The organism is Nonomuraea sp. NPDC049421, from assembly GCF_040677005.1.
Taxonomy (GTDB): Bacteria; Actinomycetota; Actinomycetes; order Streptosporangiales; family Streptosporangiaceae; genus Nonomuraea; species Nonomuraea salmonea.
The window spans coordinates 78,671-100,838 of record NZ_JBFAQA010000023.1; the positions used below are offsets into that span (position 1 = coordinate 78,671).

18 protein-coding genes are annotated in these 22,168 nt (G+C 70.4%); 8 read left to right on the forward strand and 10 right to left on the reverse strand.

What is annotated here, in order from left to right; genetic code table 11:
- Positions 1-5: 5 nt before the first annotated feature.
- From AB0K18_RS33085 to AB0K18_RS33100, 4 genes are read right to left on the reverse strand one after another with little or no spacing between them, the layout of a single operon-like run.
- Complete coding sequence (locus tag AB0K18_RS33085; protein WP_364922256.1) at positions 6-989, reverse strand: MoxR family ATPase; 984 nt, start codon at positions 987-989, stop codon at positions 6-8.
- Positions 979-2,148, reverse strand: a complete 1,170-nt coding sequence (locus AB0K18_RS33090; protein WP_364922259.1) for a DUF4350 domain-containing protein — start codon at positions 2,146-2,148, stop codon at positions 979-981. The genes AB0K18_RS33085 and AB0K18_RS33090 overlap by 11 nt, the downstream gene beginning before the upstream one ends.
- On the reverse strand, positions 2,145-2,861 hold the full coding sequence (locus AB0K18_RS33095; RefSeq protein ID WP_364922261.1) for a DUF4129 domain-containing protein: 717 nt from the start codon (positions 2,859-2,861) through the stop codon (positions 2,145-2,147). Before AB0K18_RS33095 ends, AB0K18_RS33090 begins: the two co-directional genes overlap by 4 nt.
- The gene (locus AB0K18_RS33100) at positions 2,858-4,162 is read right to left on the reverse strand and encodes a glycerophosphoryl diester phosphodiesterase membrane domain-containing protein (RefSeq protein ID WP_364922263.1); all 1,305 of its coding nucleotides are present in this window, start codon (positions 4,160-4,162) and stop codon (positions 2,858-2,860) included. The genes AB0K18_RS33095 and AB0K18_RS33100 overlap by 4 nt, the downstream gene beginning before the upstream one ends.
- A gap of 268 nt (positions 4,163-4,430) precedes the next feature.
- Between AB0K18_RS33100 and mtrA the strand changes: the two genes are divergently transcribed.
- From mtrA to AB0K18_RS33130, 6 genes are all read left to right on the forward strand, one after another.
- On the forward strand, positions 4,431-5,108 hold the full coding sequence (mtrA, locus tag AB0K18_RS33105; protein ID WP_043620615.1) for an MtrAB system response regulator MtrA: 678 nt from the start codon (positions 4,431-4,433) through the stop codon (positions 5,106-5,108).
- Positions 5,109-5,126: 18 nt separating this feature from the next.
- On the forward strand, positions 5,127-6,872 hold the full coding sequence (mtrB, locus tag AB0K18_RS33110) for an MtrAB system histidine kinase MtrB (RefSeq protein ID WP_364922267.1): 1,746 nt from the start codon (positions 5,127-5,129) through the stop codon (positions 6,870-6,872).
- Complete coding sequence (locus AB0K18_RS33115; RefSeq protein WP_364922269.1) at positions 6,859-8,595, forward strand: LpqB family beta-propeller domain-containing protein; 1,737 nt, start codon at positions 6,859-6,861, stop codon at positions 8,593-8,595. Before mtrB ends, AB0K18_RS33115 begins: the two co-directional genes overlap by 14 nt.
- A 52-nt stretch (positions 8,596-8,647) precedes the next feature.
- Entirely contained in the window at positions 8,648-9,316 is a 669-nt protein-coding gene (locus AB0K18_RS33120) for a phosphoribosyltransferase family protein (RefSeq protein ID WP_364922272.1), read from the forward strand.
- Between the two features lie 626 nt (positions 9,317-9,942).
- A complete protein-coding gene (gene raiA, locus AB0K18_RS33125) occupies positions 9,943-10,611 on the forward strand; it encodes a ribosome-associated translation inhibitor RaiA (protein WP_364555142.1) in 669 nt (222 codons plus the stop codon).
- Between the two features lie 172 nt (positions 10,612-10,783).
- A complete protein-coding gene (locus tag AB0K18_RS33130; protein WP_364365329.1) occupies positions 10,784-11,482 on the forward strand; it encodes a response regulator transcription factor in 699 nt (232 codons plus the stop codon).
- 256 nt (positions 11,483-11,738) lie between these two features.
- Here the strand turns inward: AB0K18_RS33130 and AB0K18_RS33135 are convergent, their stop codons facing one another.
- Both AB0K18_RS33135 and AB0K18_RS33140 read right to left on the reverse strand, forming a co-directional pair.
- Positions 11,739-12,923 (reverse strand): crosslink repair DNA glycosylase YcaQ family protein, encoded by a 1,185-nt coding sequence (locus AB0K18_RS33135; RefSeq protein ID WP_364922276.1) that lies wholly within the window; start codon positions 12,921-12,923, stop codon positions 11,739-11,741.
- Positions 12,924-13,424: 501 nt separating this feature from the next.
- On the reverse strand, positions 13,425-13,685 hold the full coding sequence (locus AB0K18_RS33140) for an HGxxPAAW family protein (protein WP_345396606.1): 261 nt from the start codon (positions 13,683-13,685) through the stop codon (positions 13,425-13,427).
- Positions 13,686-13,909: 224 nt separating this feature from the next.
- Here AB0K18_RS33140 and secA point away from each other — a divergent pair, with 224 nt between their 5' ends.
- Positions 13,910-16,699, forward strand: coding sequence for a preprotein translocase subunit SecA (gene secA / locus AB0K18_RS33145; protein WP_364922279.1), 2,790 nt, complete (start codon positions 13,910-13,912; stop codon positions 16,697-16,699).
- A gap of 56 nt (positions 16,700-16,755) precedes the next feature.
- Here secA and AB0K18_RS33150 read toward each other — a convergent pair whose 3' ends face one another.
- The 4 genes from AB0K18_RS33150 to AB0K18_RS33165 all read right to left on the reverse strand — a co-directional run bounded on the left by AB0K18_RS33150 (position 16,756) and on the right by AB0K18_RS33165 (position 20,989).
- Complete coding sequence (locus tag AB0K18_RS33150; RefSeq protein WP_345396612.1) at positions 16,756-17,166, reverse strand: Rv3235 family protein; 411 nt, start codon at positions 17,164-17,166, stop codon at positions 16,756-16,758.
- A 222-nt stretch (positions 17,167-17,388) separates the two neighbouring features.
- Positions 17,389-18,681, reverse strand: a complete 1,293-nt coding sequence (locus AB0K18_RS33155; RefSeq protein WP_364922283.1) for a PTS transporter subunit EIIC — start codon at positions 18,679-18,681, stop codon at positions 17,389-17,391.
- 183 nt (positions 18,682-18,864) lie between these two features.
- Positions 18,865-20,178 carry a PTS transporter subunit EIIC gene (locus AB0K18_RS33160; RefSeq protein WP_364922286.1) on the reverse strand — a complete coding sequence of 438 codons (1,314 nt, stop codon included), beginning with the start codon at positions 20,176-20,178 and terminating at the stop codon, positions 18,865-18,867.
- 70 nt (positions 20,179-20,248) lie between these two features.
- Positions 20,249-20,989 carry a GntR family transcriptional regulator gene (locus AB0K18_RS33165; protein ID WP_345396618.1) on the reverse strand — a complete coding sequence of 247 codons (741 nt, stop codon included), beginning with the start codon at positions 20,987-20,989 and terminating at the stop codon, positions 20,249-20,251.
- A 127-nt stretch (positions 20,990-21,116) separates the two neighbouring features.
- On the opposite strand from AB0K18_RS33165, the gene AB0K18_RS33170 reads away from it, so the two are divergent.
- Complete coding sequence (locus AB0K18_RS33170; protein ID WP_364922289.1) at positions 21,117-22,151, forward strand: SIS domain-containing protein; 1,035 nt, start codon at positions 21,117-21,119, stop codon at positions 22,149-22,151.
- Positions 22,152-22,168: the final 17 nt, after the last annotated feature.

Here is a 22,168-nt window from a genome sequence, read left to right on the forward strand (position 1 = left end):
CGGCATCAGCGCGGGACCGGGACGGAGGCGAGGATGCCGTCGAGCAGGCCGTCGGCGGTCGCGCCCTCCAGCTCCGCCTCGGGGCGCAGCTGCACGCGGTGCCGCAGCGCGGGCCTGGCCAGCGCCTTGACGTCGTCGGGCGTGACGTACGCGCGGCCTGACAGCCACGCCCACGCCCGCGAGGCCGCCAGCAGCGCCGTCGCGCCTCGGGGTGAGACGCCGAGCTGCAGCGAAGGGGAGCTCCTGGTGGCGCGGGCGACGTCCACGATGTAGCCGAGCACCTCGGGCGCCACGTGCACGGCGGCCACCGCCTCGCGCCCCGCCGCCAGGTCGGCGGCCGACGCCACGGCCTTGACCTGCGACAGGTCGCGCGGGTCGAAGCCGAGCGCGTGGCGTTCGAGCACCGTGATCTCCTGCTCGCGCGGCGGCAGCGGCACGGTCAGCTTCAGCAGGAACCGGTCGAGCTGGGCCTCGGGAAGCTGGTACGTGCCCTCGTACTCGACGGGGTTCTGCGTCGCGCACACCACGAACGGGTCGGGCAGCTCGCGCGCCGCGCCCTCCACGCTGACCTGCCGCTCCTCCATCGACTCCAGCAGCGCCGCCTGCGTCTTCGGCGGCGTACGGTTGATCTCGTCGGCGAGCAGCAGGTTCGTGAACACCGGCCCTTCACGAAACTCGAACCGCGCGGTCTTCGTGTCGTAAATCAGCGACCCGGTCACGTCGCCCGGCATCAGGTCGGGGGTGAACTGCACGCGCTTGAAGTCGAGCGCCAGGGCGGCGGCCAGCGTACGGACCATCAGCGTCTTCGCCACGCCGGGCACGCCTTCCAGCAGCACGTGCCCCCGGCACAGCAGCGCGATGACCATCCCCGTCACCACCGCGTCCTGGCCGACCACCGCCTTGGACACCTCGGCGCGCAGCGCGCTCAGCGCCTCCCTGGCCGAGTCGCCGCCCTGCTGTGGCGCGCGGTATGTGCTGTCAAAGCTCACTGACGGTCCTTTCGATGGAGTCCAGATAGCGGGCCAGCGCCACCAGCCCCGTGTCGTCCTTCGGCGGCGGGCCGTAGAGCGCGTCGCCCACCACATGGGCGTCCTCGCCCGTACGGGCCGCGAGCGCGGCCACCACCTCGTGCCTGCCCGCGCCCGATGCGAGCCCCAGCCGGGGCGTCAGCCGGTCGATCGTGCCCGCGCGCAGGGCGTCCGCCGCGCGTTCTCGGGCGCGCCTGGCGCGGTAGAGCCGGCCCCTGCCCTCCACGGTCTCAGCGGCCCTGACCACGACGGGCAGCTTCTCCGCCACCACCGGGCCGAGGCGGCGGCCCCGCCAGAACGCGGTGACCAGCACCGCGATGACCGCCATGGAGATGGCCCAGCGGATGCTGCCCGGCATCAGGTCGTACATCGAGGCGCCGCGCTCGCCCGGCAGGGCGGACGGGGGCGGGGTCTCCGGGCGGACGACCCAGATGACCGGCTTGCCGGTGCCGACCAGGTTGAGCGCCAGCGCGGCGTTGCCGTCCTCGGCCAGGCGCTGGTTGGTCATGAACGAGCCGTCGCCGACGACGGTGATCGTGCCGCCGCCGTACGGGTAGCGCACCAGCGCGTGCCCGTCGTCGGCCGGGTAGCAGGCGGTCGCGCCCGAGGGGCCGCGCAGCCGGAGGCCGCCCAGGTAGGCGCTGCCCGCCGCGGTCGCCGCCGGCAACTCGCACTCGGGCTCGCGCGACCTGGTGCGGGCCGCTTGGCCTGGCTCGATCCGGATCCCAGGGGCGAGCGCGCTCAGGCCGGGCACGGCGCCGACGATCACCCGGTCGCCTGGGACCCTGGCCAGGGCGTACTGGTCGATGTAGGTGGTGTCGGTGACCAGCAGCAGCCGGTCGCCCGCCGCCCCCTTGGCGGCCGCGGCCTCCGCGGTGTCGACCCGCTCGACGGTCACCCCCTGCTCGCGCAGCAGTTCGGCCAGCGCCTTGGAGCCGGAGAGCGAGGTGTCGTCGGGGTCCAGCGGCCGTGACGGGCCCGAGTCGCCGGACAGCAGCACGGACAGCACCCCGAAGAGCACCGCGATGACGCCGAGCAGCACGAACAGCCGTCCGGCCCGCCAGGCGGAGCGCGCGGTCGGCGAGGTGGAGTAGGACGTCGCCGTGGTGGTGAGGCTCACGGGCGAGCCCCCGTCGGTCCGGCGGGGCCCTCAGGGCCGGTGGGACCCACGGGGCCAGAGCCGCTGGGGCCCATGGGGCCAGGGCCGGTGGGGCCGGTGGTGGCCATGGCGAGGGGGACCGGGCGGGCTTGGCGGAGGCGGTCGTCCAGGCTCGCCATCGTCTCGTACGCCTCCCTGGTGCCCGCCACCCCGCCGTAGGTCACGTCGTCGAACGAGCGGGCCGCGGCGGCGAGTTCCCCGGCGAGGTCAGGAAGCGCCTGGGCCGCTTCAGCCGCGAGCTCGTCGGCCGTGCGCCCGGGCAGGCCGTCGACTAGCGCGCGTTCCTCCAGGTCGCGGGCGATGGCGCGGAGCCGTTCCTGCAGAGCCTCCGTCCAGCGGCCCTCCGCGGCGAGGCGCTCGGCGGCCTGGCGGTGCTGGACCGCCGTCATGGCCTGCGCGCCGAACAGGGCGCCGTCAGGCGCCGCGTTGCGGCGGGCGGACCTGCGCAGCCGCCAGCCGATCAGCGTGATCGCGCCGAGGATGATCGCCGTGATCACGATGGCCGCGATGACGCCGCCCGTCGTGCCGCCGCCGGTGGCGACGTCGATGATGTCGCCGAGGAACTGCGTGACCCGCCGGTAGATCAGGTCGAGCAGCGGCTCCCTCGCGTAGTCGGGGTGGAGGAGCTCTTCCGCGGCCCGCCGCGCGGCCTCGTCCCGATCGATCGGGCTCACGACCGCGCGGAGTTGCTCGGGTGCCACAGCTCGTCGGCCGAGTCGTGCACCCAGCCCTGGCGCTGCTGCTCGATGGCCGCCGTCTGCAGCACGAGGTCGAACGCCTCACTGCGCATGCGGCGGTCGGCGTACAGCAGGCCGGACACGCCGGCTTCGAACGGGTAGGTCAGCATCGAGCCGAGCATGGTGCCGAGCGCCAGCAGCACGGCGCTCAGGACGGTGGTGGCGATCGAGTCGGCGCCGAGCATGCCGAACAGGGTGCCGGCCATCGTGAACGGCACGGTCAGGATGCCCGCCACGAGCCCGACCAGCAGGGTCGTGAGCAGCAGGATGCCGAACACCCGCCAGAAGTCGCCGGTGACGAGCTGCCACGAGCGGCGCATGGCGTCGATGGGCCCCCGGCCCTCCAGCACCACGGCGGGCGAGGCGAGCGCGAAGCGGGTCCTGAAGAACAGGTAGTAGCCGACGTACAGGATGAGGAACAGGATCGTCGCCCCGAACAGCCACCCGAGGTCGGACGCGCTGGCGTTGAGCGCGAGCGCCACCATGATCAGGGTGAAGACGATCAGCGGCACGAGCATGATGACGGCCATCAGTCCCACCACGCCGAACAGCGCGGGCACCCGGCCCTTGACGAGCCGCCATGCCTCGCCGGCGCTGAGGTTGCCGCCGAAGACGGCCCGGCCGAGTATGCGGGTCAGCACGCCGGTCAGCAGCGTGACCACGACGAACTGCACGGCGTAGGAGATGAGCGTGCCGCCGTATTGGCCGATGACGCCGTAGACGCTGTTGAGCTGGGCCTCGGCGGCGCCGGTCGGGTCGTCGAGCGCGACGCGGGTGGCGTCGATCACGAACGCCTGCCCCACGGCCAGCGGGACGGCGGCGATCAGGGCGGCGATGGCCGACAGGCCGAGCACCGCCTTGGGGTTGGACCTGATCAGCTTGATCGTGCCGTCGAGGATGTCGCCGAGCCCGAGCGGGCGCAGCGGGATGATGCCGGGCCGCAGCGCCGGCGGGTGCGGCATGGGAGGGCCGTAGGGCGGCTGCTGCCCGTACTGCTGCCCGTACTGCTGCCCGTACTGCTGCCCGTACTGCTGCCCGTGCTGCTGGTACGGCGGGGGCGGCGGGTAGGGGGCGTGCGGCCCTTGCGGCGCCTGCTGGTGCGGCGGGCCTCCATGGGGCCCCTGTTGCGGCGAACCGGGCGCGGTCCAAGGGGAGGCCGGCGGGGCGCTGTAGGGCGGGGGCTGTTCGGCCGACCAGCCTGATGGCGTCTCGGGCGTGGGACCGTGACCGTCTGACATATCCCAATCCTGGCACGCTGGGCCGAGGGTTGCGTCACGGAGCGGAATCGCCGCCTCATCTTGACCACATTGGTTGACGAATCGGGGCAAGGTTCGCGTCCAGGGATGGCCGAAAGTCGCCTTGTTACCGCAGACTGAGATTGCGGTCGCGGGGGCGGACCTAAAATTCGCCTTATGTAGGGCTCAGGTCACACTCATGGGCCGACCAAGGGTAACCTTCAGCGATCGTGCGGGTATGTCCCACAATGCGTAGAACGAATGAGGGGCCATGAAAGGTCGCGTGCTGGTCGTCGACGACGACGCCGCTCTCGCCGAGATGCTGGGGATCGTGCTGCGAGGGGAAGGCTTCGAGCCGTCATTTGTCTCCGATGGCGACAAGGCCCTCGACGCGTTCCGGGATACACGCCCGGACCTGGTGCTGCTCGACCTGATGCTGCCGGGAGCCGACGGCATCGATGTCGCGCGCAGGATCAGGGCGGAGTCGGGGGTTCCGATCGTCATGCTCACGGCGAAGAGCGACACGATCGATGTGGTGCTCGGCCTCGAGTCGGGCGCCGATGACTACATCGTCAAGCCGTTCAAGCCGAAGGAGCTGGTCGCCAGGGTGCGGGCGCGGCTGCGCCGTACCGATGAGCCGACCCCCGAGATCCTGCAGATCGGCGACATCACCATCGACGTGGCGGGCCACTCGGTCAAGCGCGGCGAGGAGACCATCAACCTCACGCCGCTGGAGTTCGACCTGCTGGTGGCGCTGGCCCGCAAGCCGCGCCAGGTCTTCACCCGCGAAGTGCTGCTCGAGCAGGTGTGGGGCTACCGCCACGCCGCCGACACCCGGCTGGTCAACGTCCACGTGCAGCGGCTCAGGGCCAAGATCGAGAAGGACCCCGAGCACCCCGAGATCGTCGTGACGGTCCGTGGCGTGGGCTACAAAGCCGGCCCGGCCTGACCCTCGTTCCGCTCCGCCATGCCCCCGACGACGAGACGTAAAACCCGCAGACGGACGCTTCGCCAGATCCTCGGCGGCGTCCGCCGGCGGGTTCGGCGTGCGGCGGGCAGGACGCGCAGCGTCTGGCGGCGCTCGCTCCAGCTCCAGGTGGTCACCAGCACGCTGGTGATCTCGGTGATCGTCGTGGTGGTGCTCGGCACCTTCCTGTACGGCCAGATCTACCGCTCTGTGGTCGACAGCAGCACCCAGTCGGCCACCAACGAGGCGTTCACCGACCGGCTGCAGATCGCCGACGCGCTGGCCCCCGAGACCGACGACCCCGCCCAGTCCACCGACACCGGCAAGCAGGGCGTGGTCAACCGGCTCGACGAGGTCATGAACACCGTCGCCGGCACCGGCGAGGACGGCTCGGGCAAGCGCTACGACGTGCTGATACTCAACCTGACGACCCCGGGGGAGTCGCGGGCGTCCGGCAACGTCGTGCCCGCCAACGTGCCTGAGGGGCTCAAGCAGAGCCTGCGGCGCAACATCAAGAACCACCGCTTCGACAAGACGGTCGCCTCGATCCAGACGATCAAGTTCTCCGGCGAGAGCCAGCCGAGGCTCACGTTCGTGGTGGTCGGCGCCGTGCACCAGCCGGACGGCCGCAACTACGAGGTCTACCACTTCTTCCCGATGACCGAGGAAGAAGAGATGCTCTCCAACGTCCGGCTGGCCATCGTCGTGGTGGGGCTCGGGCTGGTGATGCTGCTCGCCGCCATCGCGTACCTGGTGGCCAGGCAGGTCGTCACCCCCGTACGCCTGGCCCGCCAGGCCGCCGAGCGCCTCGCCGCCGGCAAGCTGGACGAACGGCTCAAAGTACGCGGCGAGGACGACCTGGCCAGGCTCGCGAACTCGTTCAACGAAATGGCCGCCAACCTCGCGCTCAAGATCCACCAGCTCGAAGAGCTCTCCCAGGTGCAGCGGCAGTTCGTCTCCGACGTCTCCCACGAGCTGCGCACCCCGCTCACCACCGTCCGCATGGCCGCCGACCTGCTCTACGACGCCCGCGAGGACTTCGACCCCATGGCCTCGCGCTCGGCCGAGCTGATGCAGGCCCAGCTCGAACGCTTCGAGTCGATGCTGGCCGACCTGCTGGAGATCAGCCGCTACGACGCCGGCGCCGCCACCCTCGACCTCGACCCCGTCGACGTCCGCGACGTCGTGCTGCGCGCCATCGGCGACTCCGAAGCCCTCGCCGAGCGCCACTCCACCCGCTTCGAGCTGCGGCTGCCCAACGAGCCCTGCATGGCCGAGATCGACAACAGGCGGGTCGAGCGCATCCTGCGCAACCTGCTGTTCAACGCCATCGAGCACGGCGAGGGCCGCGACATCGTGGTCACCGTCGGCGCCGACCGCGACGCCGTCGCCGTCGCCGTACGCGACCACGGCATCGGCCTCAAGACCGGCGAGGAGACGATGGTGTTCGACCGGTTCTGGCGGGCCGACCCGTCGCGGGCCCGCACCATCGGCGGCACCGGGCTCGGCCTGGCCATCTCCCGCGAGGACGCCACCCTGCACGGCGGCTGGCTCCAGGCGTGGGGCCAGCCCGGCGAGGGCTCCCAGTTCCGGCTCACGCTGCCGCGCACGGCCGGGGCCGACCTCAAGGGCTCGCCGCTGTCGCTGGTGCCGCCCGAGATCGAGATGCGGCGTACGTGGCGGACCTCCATGACGCCCGTGCTCCTGCCCGCCTCCGCAGACGGGGCCGGTCATGACGAGGACTAGACGGCTGGCCACGACGGCCCTGCTCGCGGTGGTCGCCGTGCTGGCGGGCTCCGGGTGCTCGGTCATCCCGCCGAGCGCGCCGTACACGGTGAACGACGAGGGCGCCGGCGACCCGCTGACCAAGCCGTTCCAGCGCATGATCGCCATCGGGCCGCAGCGCGCGTGGGGGCCCATGGAGACGTTCAGGGGCCTGCAGAGCGCGATGGCCGCCTACCCCGAGGACCCTGCCGTCCTGCAGCAGTACCTGACGCCGCAGGCGCGGCAGAAGTGGAGCGCCGCGGGGCCCGTGACGGTCATCGAGGACCTGTACGAGGTCGTGCCGCCCGCCTCGATGGACGGCACCGAGCCCGCCATGAAGATCACCGTCAAGGGCCGGTGGGTGGCGCAGATCAACGAGGACGACTCGTACAAGCCGACCGCCGGGCCGTGGTCGCAGGACTTCGAGCTGGTCAGGGACCCCAACGGCGGCTTCCGGGTCAACAGCCTGCCCCAGGGGCTGCTGCTGACCGCCGCCGACGTCGCCCGCGCGTACCGGCCGACCAACCTCTACTACCTCGGACGCGACGGGCAGCCGCCCCTGGTCGTCGACCGCGTACGCCTGCGGCTCAAGACCACCGAGACCTATGCGCAGACCGTGCTCAAGCGGCTGCTCAAGCCGCCGACCGAGGCCCTGCGCGGCGCGGTCACCACCGGTTTCCCGCCCGGCAGCGCGATCGAGTCGATCCGCTCGGGCGAGGAACGCGTCGTGATCAACCTCTCGGGCGACTTCGACGTGCTCGACCTGAGCGCCGAGGACGCCCTGCGCGCCCAGATCAGGCACAGCCTCAACAACAACGAGATCGCCAAGGGCCGCATCATCGAGGTCCAGGTGGACGGCGAGCCGTACATCACCGACCGCCCCAACACCGAGGACAGCTGGCTCGGCGACGGCGGCGAGCGGGCCTACTACGTCAGCCGCGGCGCCCTGCACTACCTCGGCCAGGACGGCGCCGCCGGCGCCGTGGCGGGGGCGGCGGGCGAGCAGCGCGACGGCTACTCCCACTTCGCCGTCTCCAAGGACGCCGGCGGCGTCTCGGTCGCCGCGCGCACCTCCACCGGCGTCTCGGTCGCCGGGCTCAGCCCCGACGGGCGCTGGCAGCAGGTCATCCAGGGCGGTGACCTCACGCCGCCGACCTGGCGCAGAGACGGCACCCTATGGACGTACGACCGCAAGAACGCCAACCTGCTGCGCTACGACCCCAAGAGCGGCCGCGGCCCCGACGTCGTCCCCACGCCCAAGCAGCTCGTCGGCCTGAACATCACCGGGCTGCGCATCGCCAGGGACGGCGTGCGGGTGGTGGTCACCATCGACGACGAGACCGTCCAGATCGGGGCGCTCATCGGCGAGGGCGGCGGGGTCGAGCTGGGCAACCTGCAGTCCCTGACCACCACCGAGGGCAGCGACCAGATCACCGACGTGGCCTGGGCCGACGACCTGCGGCTGCTGGTGCTGGTGGAGAGCAAGGCCGGGCAGATACTCAACGAGATCAACGTGGGCGACGGGCAGACCAGCGGCGTGCCGCTCAAGGACCGCGTCACCTCGCTGGCCGCCCTGAACGATCGCATCCTGGCGGCGGTCGGCAGCGGCGGCGACGCCAAGATCCTTGAGCTCAACCCGGACCGCCAGACCTGGACCGCCAAGATCGAGTCCGACGCCGCCGAGCCCCTGTTCCCCCTGGGCTGACGACGCGCTCTCCGCCGCGGAATTGTCGGTGGCGGGCGGCATGCTGGGCCGCGTGCTGAGCGACGTACTCGATCTGGTGTTGCCCGCCTCCTGCGTGGGGTGCGGGGCGAAGGGGGCGTCGTGCTGTGCCCGCTGCCAGGGCGCGCTCACCGTCGCGCCCGCCCGGCGGATCCCCGTGCCGGCGCCGGCCGGCCTGCCCGACTGCTGGTCGGCGGCGCCGTACGACGGGGTGGTCCGCAGGATGATCCTGGCCTACAAGGAGCGGGGAGCGGTCGCGGTGGCCGGGGCGCTTGCGGACGCGATCGCGCTCACGGCCGTGATGGCGCTCGGGCGGGTGCAGGGCGGCTTCGCGGTGGTGCCCGTGCCCGGTTCACGGCGGGTGCGCAGGGGGAGGGGGCACGACCCCGTGGGGCGGCTGGCGGTGCTGGTGGCGGCCCGCCTGCGGGCGTCCGGGCTGGCGGCCGAGGTGTGGACGGGCCTGGGGCAGGCGCGCGGCGTGACCGACCAGGCGGCCCTGAGCGGCACGGAGAGGGCCGCCAACCTGGCGGGGTCCCTTGAGGTCATACGCGCCGCGAAAACCCCTCCAGGAGCCTTTGCGCTGCTCGTGGACGACATCGTCACCACGGGGGCCACGCTCGCCGAGGCGGCGCGGGCATTACGAGCGGCGGGCGTGCGGGCGCCACTGGCCGTGACCGCCGCCGCGACACGCCGAAGATCTTGAGGATTATTACGGTCACCGTCCGTGAGAAAAGATCGTTTTCACCAACTGCCCACGAGGTCACATGTCTCTGTCCTGTCACCCCTGTGCTCCACTCCGGACACACCGGACCTGCTTCCGCACAAGGGATCCCGACCGGTTGGCCCCTGCATCGCACGTCGCTTACCCACCCAGGGGAAATCACGGAAAGTGATCCTTCGGGCAGGGCTCCGGCTGACATTCGTGCGGGATGCGGATAGCGTTCTGACATGGCACCCGTTCGGGTCCGTGGTTGCGCAGGGTCGGGGTCCCCGGCTCTGCTAGCCGATGCCAGCCGCAGGCAAAACGGTCCACGTAAGGCGACTCTTTGTCGACCGATCACGGTGCGGCTTAGGGGTAAGTCCTGCCTTCCCGGGGGTCCAGATGTCCCCCGTCAGAAGAGAAGGGCAGTAGTGGCGACAGCGCTGCGAGACCCTCAGCAGGCGAATGTGGGGTCGAAGACCAGGTCGGCCGGGCGGGTGCCGCCCGAGAACCCGGTGACGCGACGACGGAAAGGGGAACGGTGAGAGAAAGGCGAACAGTGCACCCCGTCCGGCGCACCCGTCGTCGGGCGCTCTTGCTCAGTCGTTAGACCGAAGGGGGGCTGTTGCATGGACATCATCGTCAAGGGCCGGCACACAGGAGTGAGTGAACGGTTCCGCGACCACGTGACGACCAAGCTGGCCAGGATCGAACGTCTGGACAACAAACTCATCAGGGTCGATGTGGAGGTGTCGAAGGAACGCAACCCGCGTCTCGCCGGACAGCGCGAGCGCGTGGAGCTCACCATTCACTCGCGAGGGCCCGCGATCCGCGCCGAGGCGTCGGCCGACGATCGCTTCGCCGCCCTCGACCTAGCCCTCGACAAGCTGGAAGGCCGCCTCAGGAGGCTCGCCGACCGGCGCAAAGTCCATCACGGCAACCACTGCCCGCCCTCCGTGGCGGAGATCACCAGGACGCTCCCAGGCGCCGTCGAGCCGGCGCCGCGCGCCCAGACCGCCGTCCCCCAGCAGGCCGAGGCCGAAGAGGACGAGCGGCAGGAGAAAAGCGACCAGCTCTACGACGACATCGTCCCGATCGAGATGGACGGCGACGGGCCGCTCATCGTCCGCGAGAAGTTCCACCGAGCCGAACCCATGACCATCGACCAGGCCCTCCTGGAAATGGAGCTGGTAGGACACGATTTCTACCTGTTCCGTGACAAGGAGAGCGGGCAGCCGTGCGTCGTCTACAACAGACGCGGGTACAACTACGGCGTGCTGCGGCTCGTAGAGCCCTGATCGCGCGCTGAAAGATCTTCTCGACCACCCGAGAACCGCCGGGTACATGCCATCATGGCGGTTCAACGGCTCTGGCCCCCCGACGAGGAGGAGACGTGAGCGAGCTCAGTCAGGCGCAGGTGAGCGAGCGAAACGAGGGAATGTCAGGCGCGAGGCGGATCAAGGAGGCCTCGTGACCGAGTCTGGCGAGTCCCGCACACAGGCGAGCGAGCCGATCCGCGTGCTGATCGTGGACGATCACGAGCTGATCAGGCGGAGCCTGGCACTGGCGCTGGCCGCGGAGCCTGACATCGAGGTGGTCGGTGAGGCGAGCGACGGGCAGGAGGCGGTCGAACTGGCCGATCGCCTCATGCCTGACGTCGCGCTCATGGACGTGCGCATGCCCCGGCAGGACGGCATCGAGGCCACGAAGGGCATCAAGGCCTCCGTCCCGAGCACCCGGATCATCATGCTCACGGTGAGCGACGAGGAAGAGGACCTCTTCGAGGCCATCAAGGCGGGAGCCACCGGCTACCTGCTCAAGGACGTCCAGATCAACGACGTACCCGCCGCGGTGCGGGGCGTGCACGAGGGTCAGTCGTTAATCAACCCGGCGATGGCGGCCAAGCTGATCAGCGAGTTCGCCAACATGAGCCGCAAGGAGGCCGAACGCCCGCCCCAGCTGCCCGTCCCCCGGCTGACCGACCGGGAGATGGAAGTGCTGCGGCTCGTCGCCAAGGGCATGAACAACCGGGAGATCGCCAAGCAGCTGTTCATCTCCGAGAACACGGTGAAGAACCACGTCCGCAACATCCTCGACAAACTGCAATTGCACTCGCGGATGGAAGCCGTGGTCTACGCGGTACGCGAACGCATGCTGGAAATCACCTGACCCCACTTGCCCCCCATCCCGCCCCCAGCGACCAGACCGCCGGCCGGCGGCGCCTGCCTCTCCAGCATCCGTACGCACCGCAGGCCGCTTTCCGTCGGGCACCGCACCCGGCCGAGTGCGTGACGTAACGCCGCCTCAGGAGTCCGTCGCTCACCTTGCCATGCCCGGTGGCGCAGCCGAGTCCCTGAGGTGTGGCTGTGTGGTCCCCGGGCATACGGCCGTACCCGTGGCGCGCCACAGGGCTCGGCGGGTGGGGTTAGGGCGTGTTGAGGAGTGAAAGGAGTTCTGGGTCGGCGCGTTCGACGCGTACGTCGTCGCAGCCGACCCATGAGGCCGCTGACCACAGGGCCTCGCGCATGGCGTCGGCCCACTTGCCTGCCGAGAGGCCCGGTTCGAGGCTGAGCTGGCGAGCCACCAGGGTCGAGCCCTCCCGTGCGGGGTCGACCCGGCCGATGAGGCGGCCGCCGGCCAGCACGGGCATGGTGAAGTAGCCGTGGACGCGCTTGTGCTTGGGGACGTACAGCTCAAGGGTGTAGTTGAAGCCGAAGACCCGCTCGGTGCGGCCTCGATGCCAGATCAGGGAGTCGAACGGCGACACCAGCGTGGTGCGGTGGCGGCCGCGGGGCTCGGCGGCCAGGGCGGCGGGGTCGGCCCAGGCGTTGGGCCGCCCGCGCTTGCCCGGCCAGCCGGCGACCGTCACCGGCACGAGCCCGGCCGCACCGCTGTGGAGGGCCTCGTCGAGGATCTCGCCGAAGCGGCCCTTGACGCGGATGAAGTCGGTGAGGTCGGTGCGGTTGGCGACGCCGAGGCTGCGGCCCGCGATGGCGGTCAGGCGGGTGATGCACTCTTCGTCGGACGGCTCCTCGGCCAGCAGCTCCGGCGGGACGGCGCGTTCGGCCAGGTCGTAGACGCGGCGCCAGCCGACGCGCCGGGTGCAGACCAGCTCGCCGATGTCGAGCAGCCACTCCAGGCCGATCTTGGAGTCGGACCAGTCCCACCACGGGCCGCCGTTCTTGGCGCCGCCCACGTCGGACGTGGTCAGCGGGCCGAACTCGCGGGCCTGGTCGAGCAGCTTCTCGACCCCGTCGGGGACCTCGTGCCAGCGCTGCTTCCGCGCGCGGTAGGCCCGGCGGCGGAACGAGTAGAGGGGCCAGTGCTCGATGGGCAGGAGGCAGGCGGCGTGGCACCAGTATTCGAAGCTGAGCGCCGGGTCGTGCCAGTAGGCGCGCTCGACCGCGGGCCGGCCGACCGCGCCGAGCCTGGCGTAGGCGACCAGCTCGTGGGAGCGGGCGAGCACCGAGATGGTGTCGAGCTGCACGGCGCCCAGCCTGCGCAGCATGGCGTGCACCCCGCCCTTGCGCGCGTCGGCGCCGATCAGGCCCTGCGCGCGGAGGATGATGCGGCGGGCCTCGTCGGGGGTGAGGTCGGTGACGTCGCTCATGGCTGCGGGTCCGTACGGCGATGCATGCGAGCAATCTAGCGGCGCCCACCGACAAAACCGCCCGCCCCTGCCCGCCTGGCCCCACGGCCAGGCCCTGGCTCGGGCGGCAGACGTCCACACAAGGCCAGGGTTGTGAGGGGCATAGCCTCCGCGCTTGCCGGTCGACCGCCTGAGGAGAACGGAACCAGCTCGCTCGCCGGATCACCCCCTACGAGGGCTGGAGCATGCATCGGGCGATCCTTCCGGCGACGCCTGGGCGAGTGCCGCTGGGTGCCGCAGGTGGAGCGAGGTCGGACAGCGCAGGTTGATGACACGCCGGAAGCGTCGTCGGGGGAAATGGGGTGGTTTGTGCCGGGGGACACGCCCGGGTGTAGACGTAAAGGTCAGGATATGGAAACGGCGGGCGGCCCGGTGATCGGGCGCCCGCCGGTCGATGCCTGCGTCAGCGGTGATCCTCGGCGCGCATCCCCACCCGGGGCGCGTCGATCACCGATGCCTGCGTCAGCGGTGATCCTCGGCGCGCATCCCCACCCGGGGCGCGTCGATCACGACGTCGGTGAAGATGTCGAAGACGAGGGCGAGGATTCCGCCGACGACGAACACACCGGCACCGATCCAGACGACCGTCCAGTTGTCGGCCGTCAAGCCGAAGCCGGCGACGACCGTTCCCACCAGCATCACGGTCACCGCGAGCCACGAGGACGCGCGCCCGCCGTGGCTGCCGAGATGCTCGGTTTGCTCCGACTTCTTCCCCTCAACCATGACTAATCCTTCCTTTGCCGGAAATCCCGCAATTGGTGCGAGCCGGCTCTCCACCGGCATACCCTCTGCCTTCCCCCCATTCTCCCAGACCCGTTCCGTGCCCTCGTCGGCACGGTGGCTGTGTCTGGTTGCGGAACCGCCTACGATGGCAGGCGGGGAAGTTTGTCTCGGCCTCTCCTCCTGGCGGCGCCGCCGGGGTAGACCTGCGAGGAGCTTTACATAAAGTGGCAGCCATTCTCGACAAGATCCTACGTGCCGGCGAAGGCAAGATCCTGCGCAAGCTCAAGCGGATCGCAGACCAGGTCAACTCCATCGAGGACGACTTCACGAGCCTGTCCGACGCGGAGTTGCGCGCACTGACGGACGAGTTCCGCCAGCGCCACGCGGACGGCGAGAGTCTCGACGACCTCCTGCCCGAGGCGTTCGCCACCGTGCGCGAGGCGGCTCGCCGCGTGCTCGGCCAGCGGCCCTACGACGTGCAGATCATGGGCGGCGCCAACCTTCACATGGGCAACATCTCCGAGATGAAGACCGGTGAGGGCAAGACGCTGACCTGTACGCTGCCGTCCTACCTCAACGCGATCGCGGGCAAGGGCGTCCACGTCATCACGGTCAACGACTACCTGGCCAAGCGTGACGCCGAGACCATGGGCCGCGTCCACCGCTTCCTCGGCCTCGAGGTCGGCTGCATCGTCTCCGGCCAGCAGCCCGACGAGCGGCGCAAGCAGTACGAAGCCGACATCACTTATGGCACCAACAACGAGTTCGGCTTCGACTACCTGCGCGACAACATGGCCTGGACGCTCGACGAGTGCGTGCAGCGCGGCCACTTCTTCGCCATCGTCGACGAGGTCGACTCGATCCTCATCGACGAGGCCCGCACCCCGCTGATCATCTCCGGCCCCGGCGAGCAGTCGGGCAAGTGGTACCAGGAGTTCGCCAAGATCGTGCCCCGCCTGCGCAGGGGCGTCGAGGCGAAGAACCCTGGCGAGGAGAGCACCGGCGACTACATCGTCGACGAGAAGAAGCGCACGGTCGGCATCCTGGAGTCGGGCGTCGAGAAGGTCGAGGACTGGCTCGGCATCGACAATCTCTACAAGCCGGAGCACACCCACCTGGTCGGCTTCCTGAACAACGCGCTCAAGGCGAAAGAGCTGTTCAAGAAGGACAAGGACTACATCGTCGCCGACGGCGAGGTGCTCATCGTCGACGAGTTCACCGGCCGCATCCTGCACGGCCGCCGCTACAACGAGGGCATGCACCAGGCCATCGAGGCCAAAGAGGGCGTGAAGATCAAGGACGAGAACCAGACGCTCGCCACGGTCACCCTCCAGAACTACTTCCGCCTCTACGAGAAGCTCGCCGGCATGACCGGTACGGCGACCACCGAGGCCAACGAGTTCCACCAGACGTACAAGCTCGGCGTCGTCCCGATCCCGACCAACCGGCCGATGATCCGCAAGGACCAGCCCGACGTGGTCTACAAGACCGAGGACGCCAAGTTCAACGCGGTGGTCGAGGACATCAAGCAGCGCTACGAGGCCGGCCAGCCGGTGCTCGTCGGCACCACCTCGGTCGAGAAGTCCGAGCGGCTGTCCAAGGCGCTCAAGCGGCGCGGCGTGCCGCACGAGGTGCTCAACGCGAAGAACCACGCGCGTGAGGCGTCGATCATCGCCGAGGCGGGCCGCAAGGGCGCCGTCACGGTCGCCACCAACATGGCCGGTCGAGGCACCGACATCATGCTCGGCGGCAACTCCGAGTTCCGCGCCGACCTGGAGCTGCGCCAGCGCGGGCTCGACCCGGTCGACACGCCGGAGGAGTACGAGAAGGCGTACGCCGAGGCGCTGGAGAAGGCGCGGGCGGCGGTCAAGGCCGAGCACGACGAGGTCACCAAGCTCGGCGGCCTCTACGTCCTCGGCACCGAGCGCCACGAGTCGCGCCGCATCGACAACCAGCTCCGCGGTCGTTCCGGCCGTCAGGGCGACCCCGGTGAGTCGCGCTTCTACCTGTCGCTCGGCGACGACCTCATGCGCCTGTTCAACTCGGCCAGGGTCGAGATGATCATGACCCGGCTCAACATCCCCGACGACCAGCCGATCGAGTCCGGCATCGTCTCCAAGGCCATCGCCTCCGCCCAGCACCAGGTCGAGCAGCAGAACTTCGAGATCCGCAAGGACGTTCTGAAGTACGACGAGGTCATGGACCGCCAGCGCAAGGTCATCTACGCCGAGCGCCGCCGCGTCCTCGAGGGCGCCGACCTGCACGAGCAGGTGCGGGGCTTCATCGGCGAGGTGATCGAGGGCTACGTCCAGGGCGCCACCGCCGAGGGCTTCGCCGAGGAGTGGGACCTCGAGAAGCTGTGGAAGGCGTTCGGCGAGCTCTACCCGGTGGGCGTCCGCATCGACGACCTCGTCGAGGAGGCCGGCAACCGCGAGGAGCTGACCGCCGAGCTGATCAGCGAGCGGATCAAGGCCGACGCGCTGGCCGCCTACGACCGGCGGGAGGAGGAGTTCGGCCCCGACACCATGCGCGACCTCGAGCGCCGGGTGATCCTGTCCGTCCTCGACCGCAAGTGGCGCGAGCACCTCTACGAGATGGACTACCTGCGCGAGGGCATCGGCATGCGGGCCTACGCGCAGAAGGACCCCAAGATCGAGTACGCCCGCGAGGGCTTCGAGATGTTCTCCGCCATGCTGGAGGGCATCAAGGAGGACTCCGTCGGCTTCCTGTTCAACCTCGAGGTCGAGGTCCAGGAGAACCCGATCGTCGAGGAGGAGGACGCCGCCATCGCGGAGACGCGTTCGATCATCGCGCGTGGGCTGCGCGGTCCGCAGCGGCCGGCCGAGCTCGAGTACACGGCGCCGGGTGAGCAGGGCGACGTCGAGCACGTGAAGGTGCGCACCACCTCCGAGGAGCGGGCGGCGTACGGCAACGTCGAGCGCAACGCGCCCTGCCCCTGCGGGTCGGGCAAGAAGTACAAGCGCTGCCACGGCGACCCGAAGAACGCCGCCTGAGCCGACAAGGCGACTGCAGAACCCCCGCTCTTGCGAGAGCGGGGGTTCTCGCGTTCTCAGGCGGTTTCGACGTCGGTGCAGATCCACTGCATGCCGCGGCGTTCCAGGCGGAGGGCGAGGACGTGGTCGCGGGTGGTGCAGTGGATGACCGTGCACAGTTCGAGAGCGCCGTCGCGGGGTTCGGTCAGGTGGACGCGGCCGGCGAACGGCGGGCGGTCGCTGTTGTACATGCGGCCCGCCTTCACCAGGCCGCGATAGGCGCTGTCGGTGAGCCGGTCGGCGACGCTCTCGGGCGGGCGGCGGCCGGCCAGCACCTCGGCCACGGCCTGGCTGAGGTGGCGCAACCGGCGCTCGTCGGGCGGCGTGCCCGCCGGGCCCCACACCATCGGAGGGCGGTCGAGGGCCAGGGAGCCGTGGGTGCTGGGGCCCTCGTCGTACGGCGCTGCGGCGATGGGGCTGAGGGCCATGCGAAACCTCCAACTCAACGGCGAAGAAAGAATCGTTATAAGGAGTTTTCGGTCCGGCCGAAGAATACAAACGGCACCAACTTCGGCGGGTGGGGGCGAGGTATGTCCGCCGATGCGGCGGAAGTCGGCAGCAAGTTGGAGTGGTCTTGGGGTGGGCTTGATCATTTGCGGGCGGAGACGTCGGCGTCATGAGAGCGTCCTAAAAGGTTTGGGGCCCGCAGGTCAGGGAGTTTGCGCGGTGTCCTTATCCGGGGTATCCGGTTCGCGGCCGGGAGTCGGCAGGTCGAGGCGGCGGATGAGGACCGCGAAGAGGGCGTAGTAAAGGACGAAGTAGAGCACGCCGAACGCCAGGATCAGCGGCACGCCGTGGGTGTTGGACTTGGTGGCGTTCAGGGCCAGGTCGATGGCGCCGCCGGAGAACGTGAAGCCGAGCCTCGCGCCCAGCTCGGCCATCAGCGCCATCGACAGGCCGGTCAGCAGCGCGTGCAGGACGAACAGCACGGGCGCGACGAAGATGAACGCGAACTCCAGCGGCTCGGTAATGCCGGTGACGAACGCCGTCAGCCCGGCCGACAGCATGATGCCGCCGACCGCCTTGCGGCGATGGGGTGGCGCGGCCCGCCACATCGCGATGGCCGCGCCCAGCAGGCCGAACATCATGACGGGGAAGAAGCCGGTCATGAAGATCCCGGCGCCCTGCTCCCCGGCGAAATAGCAGTTGAGGTCGCCGGCCGCGTCCCTGGTGGCGCCGCGCACGCCGGCGTGGCACTCGGGGAGGGTGAACCAGACGATGGTGTTGAGGAAGTGGTGCAGGCCGATGGGGATGAGCAGGCGGTTGGCGACGCCGTAGATGCCGGTGCCGGCCGTGCCGTTCGCCGACAGCCAGTCGCCGACGTGCGAGAGCCCGTCGCCGATCGGGCGCCACACCAGGCCGAACGCGACGCCGATGAGCAGCGCGGCGACGGCGGTGATGATCGGTACGGCCCTGCGTCCGCCGAAGAAGGCCAGCCAGGATGGCGGCTTGACGCGGTGGAAGCGCTGCCAGAGCAGGGCGGCGGTGAGGCCGATGACGATGCCGCCGAGGACGCCGGTCGGGTTCTGGACGCCCAGGTCGAGCGCGGGGGTACCGTCGTGCAGGGTGACGGCGACCTTGGTGTAGACGGCGCCGTGGCCGGCCTCGAAGAACAGGGTCTTGGTCACCCGGTCGAAAACCAGGTAGCCGACCAGGGCCGCGAGGGCCGTGGAGCCGTCCGACCTGCGGGCGAACCCGATGGCGACGCCGACGGCGAACAGCAGCGGCAGGTTCTCGAACAGGGCGCCGCCGGCCGCCGCCAGCACGCCGGCCACGGGGAGGAGCCAGGGCAGGGTGCCGCCGAGCCCGTCCGCGCCGAGCAGGTCGGGCTGGCCGAAGCGGAACAGCAGTCCCGCGGCCGGCAGGACCGCGATGGGCATCATGAGCGAGCGGCCGATGCGCTGCAGCACCGCGAACGCCGCGGACGTCCAGGCGGGCGGCACGGTCGTCGATCACCCCTCTTCCCGCGCCGGCCTCACACGCCCGGCTCGCGTCGCGGGGGATCGCCGGTTTCCTGCCCTGGGGGAGAACGGGGGAAACGCCGTCAGGTCCCGCCCGGGCGCGGGGGTGCCGGGCAAGGCCGACAGGTCCCGCCGGGGTCGGGCCGGCGGCGCGGAGGGACGCCGTCAGGTTTCGCCGGAGTCGACGTCGGGCTCTGGTTCGCGGCCGGGGGTCTGGATGTTGAGGCGGCGGATGAGGAACGTGAAGACGGCGTAGTAGAGGACGCCGTAGACCGCGCCGATCGCCAGGATGCCCGCTAAGTTCTCGGTGTTCGACTTGCTGGCGTTCAACAGCAGGTCGAGCAGGCCGGCGGAGAAGCCGAAGCCGAGCTGGCCGCCGATCAGGGTGGTCACCGCCATCGCCAGCCCGGTCAGTACGGCGTGGACGACCAGCAGCAGCGGCGCCACGAAGATGAACGCGAACTCGATCGGCTCGGTGATGCCGGTGACGAACGAGGCGAGCGCCGCCGACAGCATGATGCCGCCCACGGTGGCGCGCCGGTGCTTGGGCGCCGCCCGCCACATGGCGAGCGCGGCGGCCGGGAGGGCGAACATCATGATGGGGAAGAACCCGGCCATGAACTCGCCGGAGTGCGGGTCGCCGCCGAAGTAGCAGTTCCAGTCGCCGCCGAGGACGCGGCCGTTCACCTCGCACTGCGGCACGACGTACCAGACGACGGAGTTGGCGAAGTGGTGCAGGCCCAGGGGGATGAGCAGGCGGTTGATGAGGCCGTAGACGCCGGTGCCGACGGGGCCGATGGAGGCGAGCGCCTCGCCGGCGTGGCTGATCCACTCGCCGATCACCGGCCACAGCCAGCCGAAGAGCACGCCGATGAGCAGCGCCGCGATGGAGGTGACGATCGGGACGAAACGCCGCCCGCCGAAGAACGCCAGCCACGCCGGCAGCTTGATGCGGTGGAAGCGTTGCCAGAGCAGCGCCGCGAGCAGCCCGATGACGATGCCGCCGAGCACCCTGGTGGGGTTCTGGAGGCCGTAGTTGATCATCTCTTTGATGCCGTCGGGCTGGACCTCCTTGATCAGGACGGTCTCCTTGATGTCCGAGCCGGCGAACATCACCTTCGTCACCCGGTCGAAGACGAGGTAGCCGACGACGGCGGCGAGCGCGGTGGAGCCGTCGGACTTGCGGGCGAACCCGATGGCGACGCCGACGGCGAACAGCAGCGGCAGGTTCTCGAACAGGGCCGCCCCGGCGGCCTCCAGCACCTCGGCGACCTGGCTCATCCAGGCCAGCCCCGCCACGTCGGCCAGACCGCCCGGCTCGGCGCCGTTGGCGCCGAGCATGTCGGGCTGGCCGAAGCGCTGCAGCAGGGCTGAGGCGGGCAGGGCGGCGATGGGCAGCATCAGGGAGCGGCCCAGCCGCTGGAGCACGCTCATCGTGCGGGCGAACGGCGATGGCCGGGCGGCGGTGGTCTCGTTCACCGGGCGTTCCTCCGGAGGCATCTCTGCCGGGGACTGGGGGGTCGTACGGCGCGGCGAACCCGGGCCGGCGTCAGCCCCGGCGGGCCGGCCCCTCCAGGAGGGTGCGCAACTGGTAGCGGTCGGCCCGGTAGGTGGACACGCCCAGCTCAGCGCACACCCCGCCGGAGAACGACCGGCGCTGCAGCAGCAGGACGGCGCCGCCCCGGGGGAGCTTCAGCAGGTCGGCGTCGCTGGGATCGGCCAGGCCGCCGTCGATGGTGAGCTCGCCGGCGTCCATGACGAGCCCGTAGCGGCGCTCCAGCAGCTCGTACAGTGATTTATCCGACAGATCGTAGTCTGCCAGGTCGGGTGCGAGCTTGACCGGGATGTGCGCCCGCTCGATGGACAGCGGCTCGCCGTCGGCCGTCCGCAGCCGCTCGATGAAGTGCACCTCCTCGCCCGGCTGGATGCCCAGCTCCTTGGCCAGGTGGGCGCTGGCGCGCACCACGCGGCGGTCGAGGTCGCGCGAGCCGGGGATCATGCCGCGGGCCCGCATGTCGTCGGTGAACGAGGTGAGCTGCAGGGCCAGCTCGATCTTCGGCCGGGCGACGAACGTGCCCTTGCCCGGCACCCGGTGCAGCCGGCCCTCGGAGACGAGGTGGTCGACGGCCTGGCGTACGGTCATCCTGGACAGGCCGAAGCGCTGGCAGAGCTCGCGCTCGGACGGGATGGCCGCGCCGATGCCGAACTCGTCGCTGTCGATGAGGTCCAGCAGGATCTCGCGAAGCTGGAAGTATTTGGGCACCGGGCTGTCCGGATCGATGTGCGCCACGGATCCTCCCCTCGTCTCTGTCTGGGCTATGAGCTATGGTTCGTACTGGTCTAGTCCGGACTAGACCACCATAAGACGCAAAAGACGGTCAAGTCTGAAACCGCATGAGTTGAGGGAAGAGCGCGAGATGACCACCAAGATGCGCAGCGAGATCGCCGAGCAGCCGACCGCGTTGCGGAACACATTGGACTCCCTGCTCCCCAAGGCCGGCGAGATCAAGGCTCTGGGCGAGCAGACCCGCCAGCTGCTGTTCATCGCGCGCGGCACTTCCGACAACGCCGCAGTCTATGGGCGCTACCTTGTCGAGGCGCACGCCGGGCGGCTGGCGGCGCTGGCCGCGCCGTCGATCGCGACGACGTACAAGCGCCGGCTCGACCTCGACGGGGTGCTGGCCGTCGCGATCTCGCAGTCGGGACGCACCGAGGAGATCGTCGAGACGCTGAGCTGGGCCAAGGACTGCGGGGCCAGGACCGTCGCCGTGACGAACGGCGGTGACCGGAGCCCGCTCGCGCAGGCCGCCGACGTGGCCCTGTGCACCGTGGCCGGCGAGGAGAAGGCGGTGCCGGCGACCAAGACGTACACGACGCAGCTCGCCGCCCTCGCGGTGCTCGCCATCGGGCTGGGCGCCGACGTGGACATGGACGACCTGCGGCGGGTGCCCGAGGCCGTGGAGAAGCTCATCGCGGAGCCCGGCGACCTGGACGCCGTCGTCGAGGGGCTGCTGGACAAGCCGGGCGTGGTCGTCTCCGGGCGCGGCCTGGCCTTCTCCACGGCGCTGGAGACCGCGCTCAAGCTCAAGGAGGCCTGCTACCTGCACGCCATGGGCCTGTCGTACGCCGACCTGCTGCATGGCCCCATCGCGGTCGTGGACGAGGACACCCCGGCGCTGCTGGTCGCCTCCGAGAACAGCCCGACCCTCCAGGGCACCGTGGCGCTGGCCGAGCGGGTGGTGGCCGCGGGCGCGGCGGCGTACACGATCGGCGGCGGCGGCGCGCTGGCGCAGGCGGGCACGGCCGCGCTCAACGGCCCCGACCTGCCCGAGTGGGTGGCCCCGATGGGCCTCATCGTGCCGGGACAGCTGCTCACCGAGGCGCTGGCCCGCCGGCTCGGCGTCGACCCCGACGCGCCGCGCGGCTTGAACAAGGTCACCCAGACCGACTGATCTAGCCTGGTCGGAGA